Origin of the sequence: Ponticaulis sp. (assembly GCF_029210165.1) — a bacterium.
Taxonomy (GTDB): Bacteria; Pseudomonadota; Alphaproteobacteria; order Caulobacterales; family Hyphomonadaceae; genus Ponticaulis.
This window is the reverse complement of record NZ_JARGNT010000001.1, coordinates 143377-158970: the sequence shown is the minus strand read 5'-3', so window position 1 is coordinate 158970 and position 15594 is coordinate 143377. Positions and strand designations below refer to the sequence as shown.

General features: G+C 55.0%; 10 protein-coding genes. 9 read left to right on the top strand and 1 reads right to left on the bottom strand.

Annotated features, from left to right (window positions below; translation table 11 throughout):
• Window positions 1-178: 178 nt before the first annotated feature.
• From P1U45_RS00745 to P1U45_RS00715, 7 genes are all read left to right on the top strand, one after another.
• Entirely contained in the window at window positions 179-3166 is a 2988-nt protein-coding gene (locus tag P1U45_RS00745) for a TonB-dependent receptor (RefSeq protein WP_301057034.1), read from the top strand.
• 77 nt (window positions 3167-3243) lie between these two features.
• Window positions 3244-4254 (top strand): glycoside hydrolase family 16 protein, encoded by a 1011-nt coding sequence (locus tag P1U45_RS00740; RefSeq protein ID WP_301057033.1) that lies wholly within the window; start codon window positions 3244-3246, stop codon window positions 4252-4254.
• A gap of 39 nt (window positions 4255-4293) precedes the next feature.
• On the top strand, window positions 4294-5817 hold the full coding sequence (locus P1U45_RS00735) for a tryptophan halogenase family protein (protein WP_301057032.1): 1524 nt from the start codon (window positions 4294-4296) through the stop codon (window positions 5815-5817).
• A 15-nt stretch (window positions 5818-5832) separates the two neighbouring features.
• Window positions 5833-6552 (top strand): SapC family protein, encoded by a 720-nt coding sequence (locus P1U45_RS00730; protein ID WP_301057031.1) that lies wholly within the window; start codon window positions 5833-5835, stop codon window positions 6550-6552.
• The gene (locus tag P1U45_RS00725) at window positions 6542-7570 is read left to right on the top strand and encodes a cupin-like domain-containing protein (RefSeq protein WP_301057030.1); all 1029 of its coding nucleotides are present in this window, start codon (window positions 6542-6544) and stop codon (window positions 7568-7570) included. Before P1U45_RS00730 ends, P1U45_RS00725 begins: the two co-directional genes overlap by 11 nt.
• A 9-nt stretch (window positions 7571-7579) precedes the next feature.
• Window positions 7580-9079 (top strand): tryptophan halogenase family protein, encoded by a 1500-nt coding sequence (locus tag P1U45_RS00720; protein WP_301057029.1) that lies wholly within the window; start codon window positions 7580-7582, stop codon window positions 9077-9079.
• Window positions 9076-10605 (top strand): sodium/solute symporter, encoded by a 1530-nt coding sequence (locus P1U45_RS00715; protein WP_301057028.1) that lies wholly within the window; start codon window positions 9076-9078, stop codon window positions 10603-10605. Before P1U45_RS00720 ends, P1U45_RS00715 begins: the two co-directional genes overlap by 4 nt.
• 12 nt (window positions 10606-10617) lie before the next feature.
• Here P1U45_RS00715 and P1U45_RS00710 read toward each other — a convergent pair whose 3' ends face one another.
• Window positions 10618-11055 carry a MarR family winged helix-turn-helix transcriptional regulator gene (locus P1U45_RS00710; protein WP_301057026.1) on the bottom strand — a complete coding sequence of 146 codons (438 nt, stop codon included), beginning with the start codon at window positions 11053-11055 and terminating at the stop codon, window positions 10618-10620.
• Between the two features lie 289 nt (window positions 11056-11344).
• On the opposite strand from P1U45_RS00710, the gene P1U45_RS00705 reads away from it, so the two are divergent.
• Both P1U45_RS00705 and P1U45_RS00700 read left to right on the top strand, forming a co-directional pair.
• Complete coding sequence (locus tag P1U45_RS00705) at window positions 11345-13066, top strand: acyl-CoA dehydrogenase family protein (RefSeq protein ID WP_301057025.1); 1722 nt, start codon at window positions 11345-11347, stop codon at window positions 13064-13066.
• A gap of 179 nt (window positions 13067-13245) precedes the next feature.
• Window positions 13246-15579 (top strand): TonB-dependent receptor, encoded by a 2334-nt coding sequence (locus P1U45_RS00700; protein ID WP_301057024.1) that lies wholly within the window; start codon window positions 13246-13248, stop codon window positions 15577-15579.
• The last annotated feature ends 15 nt before the right edge of the window (window positions 15580-15594 follow it).

Below are 15594 nucleotides of genomic sequence, written 5' to 3'. Positions count from 1 at the left end.
GCAGGGCCAGCACGAATTGTCTTTTTAGGTGAGTCGGATTTCTTTCGGCGAGACAATCGAATTGTCCCTGATTGGACTTTTGGCTTGACATAAGTGGACAATTATTTTTCCCTACGATCCAGAAATAAAATCTACTGCCGGGGGACAACCGGCGGATCTGTATGAACTGGGAGGTTCTATGTATCGCGAAAATAAAAATCCGCTCGCGCGTTTGCTCGCGGGTGTGTCTGTCATTGCGGTGGCAGGTTTCGGGGCATCCGCTTATGCGCAAGACGTAGAGCAGATTCCAGAAGAACAGCAGGACGAGGCGCGCGTCGAAGACGAAGTCGTAGTACTTGGTATTCGTGGCTCCCTTCGCGACGCTTTGGGGCTCAAGCGTGACGGACAAGGTGTTGTCGACGCGATCACAGCTGAAGATATCGGTCAGTTCCCTGACACGAACCTCGCTGAATCTCTGCAGCGTATTTCCGGTGTTTCTATCGACCGTTCTCTTGGCGAGGGCTCTTCTGTAACCGTTCGCGGTTTCGGCGCTGACTTCAACCTCGTAACGTTTAATGGCCGTCAAATGCCGACGTCTACACTGGGTGACGGCGCGAGCCCGCCATCAAGCCGTTCTTTCGACTTCGGTAACCTCGCTTCTGAAGCGATCTCTGCTGTTGAAGTTTACAAGACAAGCCGCGCGATCATTCCGACAGGCGGTATCGGTGCGACCATCAATATCCGTACAACGCGTCCGCTCGAATCTCCAGGCCTCAGCGCGACAATCGGTCTGAAGGGCGTTTACGACGAGAGCCAGCTCGACGATACAGATCTGACGCCGGAAATCTCCGGTCTCTACTCCAACACCTTCTTTGACGATCGTCTTGGTGTATCTCTTTCTGCAAGCTATCAGCACCGCCGCGGCGGCGTAGCGCAGTCAAACGTTGGCTGGCGTGACGGTTACCTCGGGTCTCCGGCGTTCCAGAACGAGTGGGGCGCTCTGCCAGTTCCTGGCTCATGGAACTTCAATGGCGGCGTTGTGAACCGCCCAGGCGACAACGATGTTTACGAGGTTCCTCAGAACGCTGACTACGAACTCGCAGATTTCGATCGTAAGCGTGTAAACGGCCAGCTTACACTTCAGTATGACTTCACAGACAACATCCGTGCGACAGTAGATTACACCTACTCTCAGAACGAAGTTGAAGTGAACCGCAGCACAGCGGGCATCTGGTTTGACCACGCGCAGACAAACAGCGCATGGACAGACGGACCGGTTGCTGGCCCGCTCTATTACACAGAGTTCTTCGGCGCGACTGACCTGTCTTACTCAGGCGCACTGATCGCAAACCGTTCAGAGAATAACTCTATCGGCTTCAACCTCGCATGGGACGTTAATGATCGCCTCAGCCTCGAGTTTGATGCGCACAATTCAACCGCAGAATCGCTGCCGACCAACCGTTTCGGCTCAAGCGTTTCCCTCGGCACAACGGTGTTTGGTGTCTCCGAGCAGTCCATCAACTTCGAAAACGATCTTCCGGTCATTTCAATTGTGAATGGCAATGGTCTGCCTGATCCGGAAGATGTCGCGAACCGCGTCGGTTCTGGTAGCTCTTTCCGTAATGCGACAATGCGTGATGAGATCACTCAGATCCGTGCGATGGGTTCTTATGAATTCGATCACCGCTTTATCGACAGCGTCGACTTCGGTGTGTCTTCCATCGAGAACCGTGTGAACTCTGCTTACGGCTTCATCCAGACCGACTCATGGGGCGGTCTTGGTACACCAGCGGATTATCCGGATGATCTGTTCGAGTGGGTATCTCTCCCGGACAAATTTGAAGGCATCTCCGGTGCGAACGATCCGAACATGCTTCAGGGTATGTACCGCTTCAACTTCGAACAGCTCGCTGACCTGATGGAATCCCAGTTCGGCATCTGTTCAAGCCCTTGGACTGGCACGGCTATGCCGGGCACATGTCTTGCGGAACAGACTGTCAATCGTGAGATCACTGAGGACACGATCAGCGCTTACTTCCAGGCGAACAACACATTTGACCTGATGGGTCGTGATGCGAACCTGACAGTCGGCCTTCGCTATGAAGAGACTGAAGTTACGTCCAGCGCGCTCCAGCAACAGCCGAATGGCACAATCTGGGCGGCACCGAACGAGTTCTATTACACGTTCGACGCGACTCCGAGCTTCACGGTTGCCGAAGGCAGCTATGATCACCTGCTGCCATCTATCGACTTTGACTTCCAGCCAATGGAATTCGTGAAAGTTCGTGCCTCTTACAGCCAGACGATCACACGTCCGACTTATGACAACATGCAGGCTGGCATCGATTATGTGATCCCGTTCCGTGCGGCAGAAGCACTTGGTTCTCAGGGCAACCCGGGTCTTGATCCATACCTGTCTGAAAATATCGACTTCTCTGCGGAGTGGTACTATGCGGACGACAGCTATGTGTCTCTCGGTTACTTCAACAAGAACGTAGAGAACTTCATCGGTACAGGTCGCTTCGACCAGACGCTGAGCAATCTGACGAACCCGTCGAACGGTCCTCGCGCAGACGATGCACGTGCAGCACTCGGGGCGAACGCGACGCTCGACGATATTCGCAACTACATTATTGCGAACTATCCGGGCACGCTCGACGCTCAGGGCAATCCGATCGGTCAGCCGGGCGATGCGCCTATCGTTCTGCAGACGACTATTCCGGTTGCTGACAGCCAGACAGCTGAGTTCAGCGGCCTCGAGTTTGCGGTACAGCACATCTTCGGTGACACAGGCTTCGGTGTGGTCTTCAACTACACACTGACGGACTCTGACTTCACCTATGACAACACCCAGCCTTACACTGTGACCCAGTTTGCAGTTCCAGGCCTGAGTGACAGTGCGAACCTGATCGGTTTCTACGAGAACGAACGCTTCCAGGTCCGTGCTGCGTATAACTGGCGTGACGAGTTCCTCGCTGGCGGTGGACCTAACCCGTTCTATGTTGAGGCCTATGGTCAGCTGGATCTTAGCGCAAGCTATGATTTCGAAAACGGGGTCTCCGTCTTCATGGAAGGCATTAACGTGACCGGCGAGAACCGCCGTGGACATCGTCGTCACGAAAACAATGTCTTCTTCATGAGCCAGGGTGATGCGCGCTGGGCGATCGGTGCTCGCAAAACCTTTTAGAAGGTGACGAAACGGACAACCGGGCTATCTCCCTCTTATGCTTAGCTCGGTTGTTCGATTGAAGAGGGTTTCAGGTCATGCGTCTCGCTGCATCACTCGCTTTTCTCGTTCTCGCGTCCTGCCAGACGCTATCTGGTGTGACGACGGGTTCGGGGCTCCCTCTTCCTCCCGAGCCGTCTGACGGATCGGACTTCATCCTCCCTGCTTCTGGATGGAATCTGGTTTGGTCGGACGAGTTTGAAGGCGCATTCCTCGACCACTCCAAGTGGGAGGTCGAGGAATCGTGCTGGGGGGGCGGCAATGACGAGCGTCAGTGCTATGTGGACTGGCCGGAGACTGTGCAGCTTGCCAATGGTCAGTTGCGCCTCATTGGTTACAGGCAGACAGTGTCCGGACCGCAATACCCCCATGAATGGGAAGGTGGACGCGGTGAAACTGTTCAACAATCCTATGTATCGGGCAAAGTGCGCACGCGCGGCCTCGCTGACTGGACCTATGGCCGGTTTGCGGCGCGCATGAGGCTGCCATCAGGGCAGGGCACGTGGCCTGCCTTCTGGATGCTTCCGGCGGACAATACCTATGGCCCGTGGGCCGCTTCCGGTGAAATTGACATTATGGAAGCCGTGAATCTGGGCGAAGTCTGCGACGAGTGTCCGTTCGACGAAGGTGAGAACCGTAGCTCGGGTGCACTACACTTTGGTGGTGAGTGGCCAGACAATACGCATGATGTGAATTTTGAGCCGCTTCCGGGTGGTCCGGATGCTGGCGACCGTTTCCACGTTTTCGCTGTGGAATGGGGCGAAGGTCAGATCGACTGGTATGTCGACGACAATCAGATTTTCTCCATGTCTGCCGAGGACTGGTACTCCGGTAATGCTGATCCGGACGCGTTTCCGAATGCGCCGTTTGACCAGCCATTTTATCTCATGCTGAACCTCGCCGTTGGCGGTGGTCTTTCAGAAGATAATAACCGCGGCGGCTTTGATCCGGATAGTTTTCCGGCGGAATTGCTTGTCGACTGGGTTCGGGTCTATCAATGTGAAGAAGACCCTGAAACAGGGCGCGCCTGTATGCATGGCGACGAATAATAAGAGCTCGCAAAGAGCTCAAATCTATCGGGTAGGAAAATGGAAAAGGCGGTAAAACATATCGTCATTGTAGGTGGTGGTACGGCAGGCTGGATTACAGCCGGAACGATTGCTGCGCGCCATCCTGACCGTTCTGAAAACGGCATCCAGATTACGCTGATCGAATCTCCCGACGTGCCGACAATTGGCGTGGGTGAGGGCACTTGGCCGACCATTCGCCGAACACTGTCGCGTATGGGTATTTCCGAAGCCGAGTTTCTGAAAACCTGCGATGCGTCTTTCAAACAGGGCTCGCGGTTTGATCGCTGGGTAACGGGCGACGCTGCGGACAGTTACCATCATCCGTTCGATCTTCCGGTTTCACAAAACGGGACGGACGTCCTGCATGCGTGGAAGACGCATGCGCCGGAAAAAAGCTTTGCTGGAGCGGTCTGCGCCCAAGGGTCTGCGCCGCTGAACAATCTTTGTCCGCGCCAGAAGGGCATGCCGGATTATCTGGGCGCGATGAATTATGCCTATCACCTTGATGCGGTGAAGCTTGCCCACCTGCTTAAAAGCCATGTTCTGGGTAAGCTGGGCGTTCGTTATGTTCAGGACCATGTAACAGAGATTGTCGGCAAGCCGGATGAAGATGTATCTGCCGTGCGTTGCCGCGATGCAGGTTTGATTGAAGGCGATCTGTTCGTTGACTGCACTGGGCAGGCCTCGCTCATGCTGGGGCAGCACTATGGCGTCGGTCTGCATGATCAGAGCCATATCCTGTTCAATGATAGCGCTATCGTTGCGCAATTGCCTGTGGCGCCGGATAGCCCGATTGTTTCTCAGACCGTGTCGACTGCGCATGAAGCAGGCTGGATCTGGGATATCGGCCTAACCACACGCCGCGGTATTGGCTGCGTGTACGCATCCGGTTTCATGGATGCTGATAAAGCAGAAGCAACGCTTCGCAATTACATGGGCAATTCAGATGTCAAAGTGCGCCATCTGACCTTCACATCCGGCTATCGAGACGAGTTCTGGCACCGCAACTGCGTAGCTGTTGGCCTGTCTGCGGGCTTTATTGAGCCGCTCGAAGCATCGGCCATTGTAATGGTAGAGCTGTCTGCCGAGATGATTGCAGAAAACCTGCCGGTATCGCGTGCAGTGATGTCGCTTGAGGCGGGCCGGTTCAACCAGCTCTTCACTTATCGCTGGGAGCGCATCGTCGACTTCCTGAAGCTGCACTACGTTCTTAGTAAGCGCACCGAGCCATACTGGCAGGAAAACCGTGATCCGGAGACTATTCCGGAGCGTCTGCGCAATCTTCTGGAAATCTGGAAGCACCGCCCGCCGGGCCCGCACGACTTCGAGCATGCGAGCGAGGTCTTCCCTGCGCCTAGCTATCTCTTCATCATGTACGGAATGGGAATGGAGCACCAGATGCACCCGACGCTTCAGCCGCGTGTGCAGGACCAGCTCCAGAAAGAGATGCAGAATGTCATCCGCAAGCAGCGGAGCTTTGCATCCGGTCTGCCGACCAACCGTGCCTATCTTTCTGCTTATTCCGCCGAGCCGGCGCTGTAATTTTTGAGGTCATTCATGACGAACCATGTTGCTGTAAACCCGATCGACCACAAAGCGCTGCGCGTATCGCACGAGCGTAACGGCCTGACGGGTGACGGCGTAATGTGCTGCATCACGTTTCCGGACGAGTTCCGGAATGTGCAGGGCGAATATCCGATCCTGTTCCGCATGAATGAGAGCCGCACAGTCTTCCATTGCATGGCACTGTTCGGTCTGGAAAATGGCGAAAACCAATTCCTCACCGACAACAAATGGGATGCTCGGTACATCCCGCTGGCCATGGATATTCAGCCCTTCCTGATTGGGCGTCCGCAGGGCGAAGGCGGAGATCCGAAAGTGGTGATCGATCTCGACAATGACCGGGTCAATGAAGGCGAGGGCGAGCGCATCTTTGATGATGCAGGTCATCCGACCGAGTATCTGGAAACAATCTCCAAGAAATTGGCATATCTTGACACCGGCTTTCAGGCGTCAGCGGGCTATATCGCCGTGCTGAAAAAGTATGATCTGCTCGAGCCGTTGACGATTGATGTCACCATGCCGGACGGGTCTAAGAACAGCCTAGTTGGCTTCCATGCAATCAATGAGGAAAAGCTGTCGGGACTCTCCGGAGAAGCGCTGGCTGACCTTCAGGCCCAAGGTTATCTGCAACCGACTTATATGGCGCTCGCATCTCTGTCACAGCTCGGCGAGCTGATCCGTAAGAAGGCAAAAATCGACAGCTATGAGCTCTGAGGTCTTATCTCTTGAAGATGTTGTGCCTCTGAAAGAGGTGCAGGCGACGAGCTTTGAAGAGCTGCGTCCGCACATGGCTGAGAACAGACCGTTCGTCGTGCGCGGGCTGGTGAAAGACTGGCCGCTAGTGCAGGCCGGCTTGCAGTCTGGCAAAGCCGCGCGGGAATATCTGCTCACCAAGGCGCGTGATGTGCCGTTTGTGGTGAATATCGGCTCGCCCGAACATGACGGCCGCATGTTCTATCAGCACGATATGTCCATGAATACGCAGATGGGCAAAGCGCGTCTGCCTTTGGTGTTTGAACGCATTGACCGCGTTGAAGCCGATGACGCCCAGCAGATTGTCTATATGAGCTCGGTGGATATCCATCAGTTCTTCGATGGTTTGCATGAAGAAAACCATGTCGACTTCGGCGCGATCAAGCCGCTGGAATCCATCTGGATCGGTACTAAAACACGCGTCGCGCCGCATAATGATTTTCCGGACAACATTGCCTGCGTAGCTGTCGGGCGTCGCCGGTTCACCCTGTTTCCACCAGAGCAATTCCGGAACCTCTATATTGGCCCGATCGACAACACACCGGCTGGCCGTGCCATCAGCATGGTCGATCTGCATGATCCGGATTTTGAGACCTATCCGCGCTATAAAGAGGCGCTTGCAGCCGCGCAAACTGCTGTGCTTGAGCCTGGCGATGCGATCTTCATTCCATCCATGTGGTGGCACGAAGTCGACGGGCTTTCACCGTTCAATGCCATGATCAATTACTGGTGGCGTGAGACGCCACAATATCTTGGCGCGCCGCAGAACGCACTAAATCATGCGATCATGGCAATCCGTGATCTGCCGGAGGATGAGCGCCGCCACTGGCGCGATCTGTTCGATTACTACGTGTTTGAGAACGGTCCTGACGTGCGTGAACATATTCCGGAGCACGGGCGGGGAATTCTGGACCCCATGACACCCGAAAGTGCTGGAAAGATTAGAAATTTTCTTCTGAGAATGCTGACAAACGAGTAGGTTCTGACGATGCAGAAAAAAATAAAAAACTACGTCATTGCGGGAGGCGGTACAGCAGGATGGATGGCAGCGGCGCTGCTTTCCAAAACGATGGGAAGCGAGATTTCCATCACGCTTGTTGAATCCGAAATGATCGGCACCGTTGGTGTGGGTGAGGCGACCATTCCGCCTATCCTTCGCTACAACAACATTCTGGGCATCAACGAAGCCGAGTTCATGCGCGAGACCATGGCGACGTTCAAACTCGGTATTGAATTCGAGAACTGGAAAGACGTCGGCCACAAATATCTGCATTCGTTCGGCCATGCTGGTAAGGACCACTGGACGGCGGGCTTCCAGCATTTCTGGCTGGCTGGCAAAAAGCGCGGCATCTCTACGGACTATGGCGATTACTGTCTTGAGGTGCTCGCGGCGAACCAGAACCGCTTCGCCCAGCTTCCTGATAACGGTATTAATTATGCCTATCATCTGGATGCAAGCCGTTACGCTGCTTTCCTGCGTCGATTTGCTGAAAAGCATGGCGTTGTGCGCCGGGAAGGTAAGATTGGCGATGTCCGTCTGAACGCCGAAACAGGAAATATCGAGGCGCTGCAACTTGAAGCCGACGATGTGATTGAAGGCGATTTCTTCATCGACTGTACCGGTTTCCGGTCGCTTCTTATGGGTAAGGCGCTGCATGTTGGCTATGACGACTGGAGCCATTATCTGCCATGCGATAGCGCGGTGGCGGTGCAGACGAAATCTGTCGGTGCGCCTGTGCCGTACACGCGTTCGATTGCCCATGCCGAAGGCTGGCAATGGCGCATTCCGCTTCAGCACCGGACGGGCAATGGTCTTGTCTATTGCGAACGCTATCTTGACCGTGATGAAGCCGCAGAACGCCTGCTGGCGAATGTCGAAGGCGAGATACTGACCGATCCGCTGCACATTCGCTTCCAGACAGGCGCGCGCCGGAAGCAATGGCATAAGAACTGCGTTGTGGTTGGTCTTGCGGGGGGCTTTATGGAGCCTCTGGAGTCGACATCAATCCACCTTATCCAGAAGTCTATCATGCGGTTGGTGCGTCTGCTTCCGACGACGCATCTGGTGGACGCTGACATTCGCGAATTCAATGATCAGACCTTTGAGGACATGATCACGATCCGGGATTTCTTGATCCTGCACTATCATGTGACCGAGCGCCGTGACAGCGCGTTCTGGCGCTTCTGCGCAGAGATGGACATTCCTGACTCTCTGCAGCAGAAGATCGACTTGTTCTGCGAGTCCGCACGTGTCTTCAGGAAGGGCGAGGAACTCTTTGCAGAGAACTCCTGGACGCAGGTCATGCTGGGGCAGGGGCTGGAGCCGAAATCCTATCACCCGATTGCGGACAAGATGACGGATGACGAGCTCACCTATTTTCTGAACCAGATTAAAACCGATGCGTCCCGTATGGCCGCGCGACTGCCAAAACATGAAGACTATATCAGCCAGTATTGCGCCAGCGCTGACGTGATGGAAATGGCGTGAGCCAGACCGACCTTTTCGTTCTCGCGGGCGTAATTGGTCTGCTCCTTACGGTGGGTTTGGTAGGCCGGAAAAAGTTCGCGACGACGCAGGCTTATTTTCTGGCAGGGCGAGAGCTGCGCTGGTGGCAGATTGGGATTTCCCTGTTCGCCACCAATTTCTCCGCAGCAGCGATTATCGGCCTCACAGGCGCGGCCTATCTCACCGGCATTGCGATATATAATTATGAGTGGGTAGGCATTATTGCCATGGTCGTATTTGCCATGGTGCTGGCGGGGGCACTGAGGCGCAGTCAGGTCTATACGATCTCTCAGTATCTGGAGGAGCGCTTCGGCCAGACGGTGAAGATCGCCTATTCGGCCTTTGTGATCTTTCTGATCATCTTCATTGATATGGCGAGTGCGCTGTATGCGGGCGGTATGCTGCTGCGGGAGGTTTTCCCCTTCGCCTCGGTCAATCTGATTATTTTCGTGATCATGCTGCTCGTCGGGGCGTATTCGGTTCTTGGCGGTCTTTCCGCGATTGCCCGAACCGATGTGATCCAGACCGTTGTGATCGCCGTCGGCTCGTTTCTCGTCGCGGGCTATACCTTCCACGCGGTGGGAGGGTGGAGCGCGTTCGTTGCTTCAGCTCCGGAAGAAAGCCTGTCGCTCATCCGGCCATTAGACGATATCGCGGTGCCATGGACGGGACTGATCACCGGCGTTCCAATTCTCTGTGCGTATTTCTGGTTCGCCAATCAGAATATGGTGCAATGGGTTCTCTCCGCGAAATCTGAAGGTGATGCACGCCGCGGCCTTATGATGGCCGGCTTCATGAAAGTCGTCGTGCTTTTCATCATTGTACTGCCGGGTGTTGCTGCGGTTAGCCTGTTTCCGGGCCTGAGTCAGGCGGACCGGATCTACCCGACACTGCTGTTTGAACTTCTGCCAACGGGTATTCTCGGTCTGGTATTGGCGGGGTTCGTGGCAGCAATTATGGCGAGCGTTGATTCAACGCTTCATGCGGCGTCGACAATCATCACCATGGATTTTGTGCACCGTGGGCGTAAGGAGCTGACACCTAAGCAGTTGGTCTGGACCGGCCGCATCATCACCATGATTATCATCTGTTTCAGCGCGATATGGGCGCCGCAGATTGGTCATTTCGGAACACTGTTTGAATATGTGCAGGGCGTACTGTCTTACGCTGTGGCGCCGATTGTCGTCGTGTATCTTGGCGGCTGGTTCTGGCAACGGGCAACATCGTCAGGTGCGCTTGCGGCGCTTGTGTCTGGTGTCGCGACCGCGATCCTGATCGGCATTCTTCAGCACACCGGCTACTTCACGACGCACTATCTGCATGTGCCTTTGCCGGTGGCGACGGTGAGCCTCGTGGCTTTGATCGTGGTATCGCTCATGTCTAAGCGGCATGTTCCGCCAGAAGACAGATTGCTGGTGCGCGATACTGCCAGCCTGACATCGCGCGATGGTGTAATGGCCATCGCGTTGACGCTTCTTGTCGGGCTTCAGGTTATTGCCTTCTGGTGACGCGTGGGAGCTTTAGTGATTCAGCGTATCATTGATGCGCGTCATCGCCTGTTTGAAGTCCTTGACATCAATCGGAGCCAATAGCTCGGCGAGAACCTTCTCGTGATTTTTCATCGTTGTGAGGCACTCGCAGGCGACCTGATCACCTGCTTCTGTGAGCGTGAGCGCATTTGTTCGCCCGTCTAATGGCGTACGTGTGATGAGCCCGCGACCCTCGAGCTGGTGGAGCAATGGGGTCAGGTTCGCACTAGCGATATGCAGGGCTTTGCCTATCTGGCTCTGACGGCATCCCGGATTGGCTTGGATGGCCACCATGACGCTTGCTTCCGCGATACGTAAGCCGATTTTTCCGAGTGATGCTGACAGCTTCGAAATCGCGGCCTGCGATGCCACGCGCAGGCGATAGCCCGGAAAGTCGGTAACGGGAGTTCTGAATGTGTCATCGGTCATATCGGTTCTGAATGCCTGGTTTCCGGAGGGGGGCTCGTTGCGTCCCAACTTTGGTGACGCAATTCGGGAAATAATGGAAAGCCAAAATAGCTGTTGAGAATAGCATTTCGATGCTATATGGCATAGCTTTTCTGGGTGTTGCATTCGGTCGAACCACACCTATCGGAATCAAAATTATATAAGCCGAACCACAAAGCGTCCGGCAGGGAGGGTGTGGCCTGACTGGTGCTCACACTCGGTTGTTCAATACAGGAGCGCTTCGGGGCTCCCAGACAAAAGAGGTAGGCATATGCGAAGCCAGCCACCAATCGCTGATATATCCCTGATGGAACGCACACTCTGCGTGATTCCGGAGAAGGATATTGTCACAGGCTTGTCTGAAACCTTTGCGTCAGCCGATGACGAAACCGTTTCCGCAATTCTAAGCGAGGCTTCGAAATTTGCCCAGGAATTCCTTGTTCCGCTGAATGATACTGGCGACTCGATTGGCGCGACCGTTGTTGATGGGCGTGTAATCACCCCGCCGGAAATGAAAACAGCATGGAATGCCATGAAGGATTCCGGCTGGCTCGCCATGGATGTTCCTGAAGAATTTGAAGGACAGGGGCTGCCGCTTTTCTCAACCATCTGCGTGCAGGAGATTTTTGATCGTAGCTGCCCTGCAGCATCCATGCTTCCTACGCCAAACCGTTCCGCTGCAAAGCTGCTCAACGCTTTTGGTACTGACGAGCTGAAGACCGAGTGGATTCCCAAGCTGATCAGCGGCGAATATGCCGCCTCGATATGTATCTCAGAAGTCGGCGCCGGATCTGATGTGCGCCGCATTCGTACCTCTGCCAGCCATATTGAGGACACTGTCTGGGCCATCACCGGCGAGAAACAGTGGATATCATTTGGAGATCAGGACCTGACGGAAAATATCGGTCACTGCCTGCTGGCACGTGCAGAAGGCGACAAGGACCTCAGCCTGTTTTTTGTTCCGCGCCTCTGGAACGGAGAAGACAACAACATCTTCGTCCGCCGTATTGAAGAGAAGCTTGGCTTGCACCTCTCTCCAACCTGCGCGCTTGGTTTCGAGGGCGCGAAAGGCTGGTTGCTCGGCAAGCGCGAGCGCGGTCTCCCGCAGCTTTTTGTCATGATCGCCAATATGCGTTTGTTCGTTGGCAATCAGGGGCTTGGTATTGCGAGCGGCGCGGCTGACGTCGCGCTTAAGTATGCCAATGAACGCTTGCAGGGCGGCAAGGGTGAAACACCGGTCGCCATCATCAGGCATGGTGACGTTCAGCGTCAGCTGATGGAGATGATCGCGGACGTGGAGACGCTACGCGCTCTTGGGCTCACGCTAGCATGTCATATCGATATTGCGGCGCATAGCCCGGACGAGGAGATGCGCTCCAAGTCCGGTCTTTTGACGGCGTGGCTGCTGCCGTCCTTCAAGACAATGGGAAGCGAAATTGCGTTCGATACTGCGAGCGCCGCGATTCAGGTGTTGGGCGGTGCAGGCTATACGCGCGAATGGCCGGTTGAGCAGGCTTTACGTGACGCGCGTGTCTTCCAGGTTTTTGAAGGGACGACAGGCATTCAGGCTCAGGACCTTGTTTATCGCCGGTTGCTCAGCCGCGACGGTGGTGCGGGGCTGGAGGTCTTCATCGAACTCGCAACTGCCGATGCTCAAGCGCTTGGCGGAGGGTTTGGAGCGCTTGCGCTGGAGGCTTACGAGACTCTCAAACTGGCATCAGACGAGCTGAAAGCTCTCTCAGGCGAACAGCAGAAAACCGACGCGAGTGCGACCAGTTTTCTGGCGCTTGCCGGTTATGCCGCTCGCGTATGGGGTGCGACGCGTCTTGCAAAACTGACGGGCGATGACCCGGCTTCCAAACGTCTGCGTATTGCTGGCGAGTATCTGATCACCGGAGCACCGGGCAAGACTAAAGCATGGCTCGAGCAAATGCGCGCTGATCAGAATAATGCAGCGTCCATGCAGGAAGTGCTTGATTTTGCCTGTAACTAAAATATCACAACAGAATAAACATTATTCCTAATAGCGAAAAATTGCTGTTGCGTATAGTAATCAAAATGCTATGACGTACAGCGTTATCCGGGGAGACTCATGCTTACCCGGTTCATCCAGAACAATGAGCGACAGCTCTGAAAAAACAGATCCAGGTGATTTCCTATTGGGAGGAAAGAATGAACACACGTAAGCTCCTCGCGGGCACGATTCTTGGTGCATCAATTTTCGGCTCGACTATGACTTTCGGTGCTGTGGCACAGGAAGCGGCGTCAGAAGCTGAAGCATCAGAACGTACAATGACAACTGTCCAGGTTACTGCGCGTCGCCGCGAAGAGAGCCTGCAGGACGTTCCAATTTCCGTAAGCGTCGCGACTGCTGAAGACCTTGAGCGTCAGGGTATCTCTGCAACGACAGACCTCACAAACATCGTGCCTAACCTTCAGTTCGCGACATACGGCACGCTGACAGGTAACAACTCTGCGGCGCAGGTCTTCATCCGTGGTATCGGCCAGACCGACGCGACACCGGGCGTTGATCCGGGCGTTGGTGTCTACATCGACGAAGTCTATATGGGCCGCTCTGTCGGTGGCGCGATGGACTTCCGCGACATTTCTTCCACTCAGGTTCTTCGTGGCCCGCAGGGTACGCTCTTCGGTCGTAACACGATTGGTGGCGCAGTCCTTATGACGACGAACCGTCCAGGCGCTGGTAACACTGTGCGCGTCGGCTATGGCGAAGACAATCTGATCGAAGGTTTCCTTGCTATGGACCTTCTCGACACGGATGAAGTCGGTGTTCGTGCATCTATCGGTGCGCGCAGCCGCAATGGCTATGTGACACGCGTTGTGGACGGTACCGACCTTGGCGACGAGAACAGCCTGACAGGTCAGATCACGCTCGACTGGAACCCGACATCAGACATCAACGTGCTTCTGCGCGCTGACTACTCAGAAGAAGACGAGAACGGTTCTCCGTTTGTCTTCCTCGACATCAACGAAACTGTGGCCTTCCCGATGATCGCAAGTGCGTTCGCGGGCTGCCCGGGCTCGTCTTTCCCGCCGCCGGTTCCGGTTCCGAACGTAGACGATCCACGTTGTGCGAACGATTTCCAGTATCTCGGTCCGTTCCAGAACGGTGGTACAAGCGAAGCCTACTCAACGCTTGAAAACAGTGGTCTGTCTGCAGTCGTTACCTACGATATGAACGAGCAGTGGACGCTCAAGTCTATTTCGTCCATCCGTAACCTTCAGTGGACGGGTGCACGTGATGCGGACAACACGCCGCTCCTCATCCTCGCAACCCGTTATGCATCTGAAAGCGATCAGATCTCTCAGGAATTTCAGGCCCAGTATTCCGGCGACCGCCTCAATGGTGTGATCGGGGTCTACTATTTCGATGAGACCAATAATGACCGCGTGGTTGTAGACCTCGGCACGCCGGGTACATCCTACGACACCAACGACATTGAGCTTGGCACTGAAGCTTTTGCTCTTTTCACCGAGTGGACCTACGACCTGAGCGAGCAGCTCAGCATCACAGGTGGCCTGCGTTACACTGAAGAAGAGAAAAACATTCAGGGTACCTGGTTCAACGTGCCTGTCGTCGGTAGCCCGGAACCTGCACCACCAACAACACTTTGCCCTGTTGTCGGCGCGCCAACACCAGGCTGTCTCTTCGTGACGCGTGATGTTCACACTGAAACCTTCGACTCTGTCACGGGTTCTGCGAACGTCGCGTATCGCTTCAACGATTTCGTTATGGGCTATGCGTCCATTTCGCAGGGCTTCAAGTCCGGTGGTTTCAACCAGCGTTACAACGCGCTTTTGCAGGCATCCGGTGACCCGCTGGCGTTTGACGAAGAAACTGCTCAGTCTCTCGAGATTGGTTTCAAGGCGAACCCAAGCTCCAACCTCCGCGTCAACGGCGCTGTCTTCTCTAACTCTTATGAAGACATCCAGCTGACATATCGTGTTGGTCCGGCTCCGCTTCTGTTCAACGCAGGCGAAGCAACCATTAACGGTGCAGAGCTTGAAGTTTACTACATGCCGACCGACCAGACGACGGTCGACTTCTCGATTGGCCTTCTGCAAGCTGAAATGGACTCTGTTGCTCAGGTTCCAAACCTCGGTGCGCAAACGCCGACAGCGACCACTCAGGTTGGCGATCGTCTGCCACGTGCGCCTGAAAGCGAAATGCACCTCGGCGTGTCTCACGTCTTCGAGCTGCCTAACTCTTTCGAGCTCACACCGCGTATCGACGTGACCTATCGTGAATCAATCTTCTTCGATGCCGGTAACGACATCGGTGAAAGCTCCCTCACATTGGTCAACGGCTCTCTGACGCTGGCAAACATCAATCAGGACTGGCGCATCAGCCTGCGCGGCGAAAACCTGACGGATGAACTGTATCTGGTATCCGGTACGACTTCTGCGTCGACCGCAACCGGCTACTCGGAAGGCATCTATGCGCGTCCGCGTAATTTCTCCCTGACGTTCAGCAAAGACTTCTAAGGTCTGCGCTAAGCG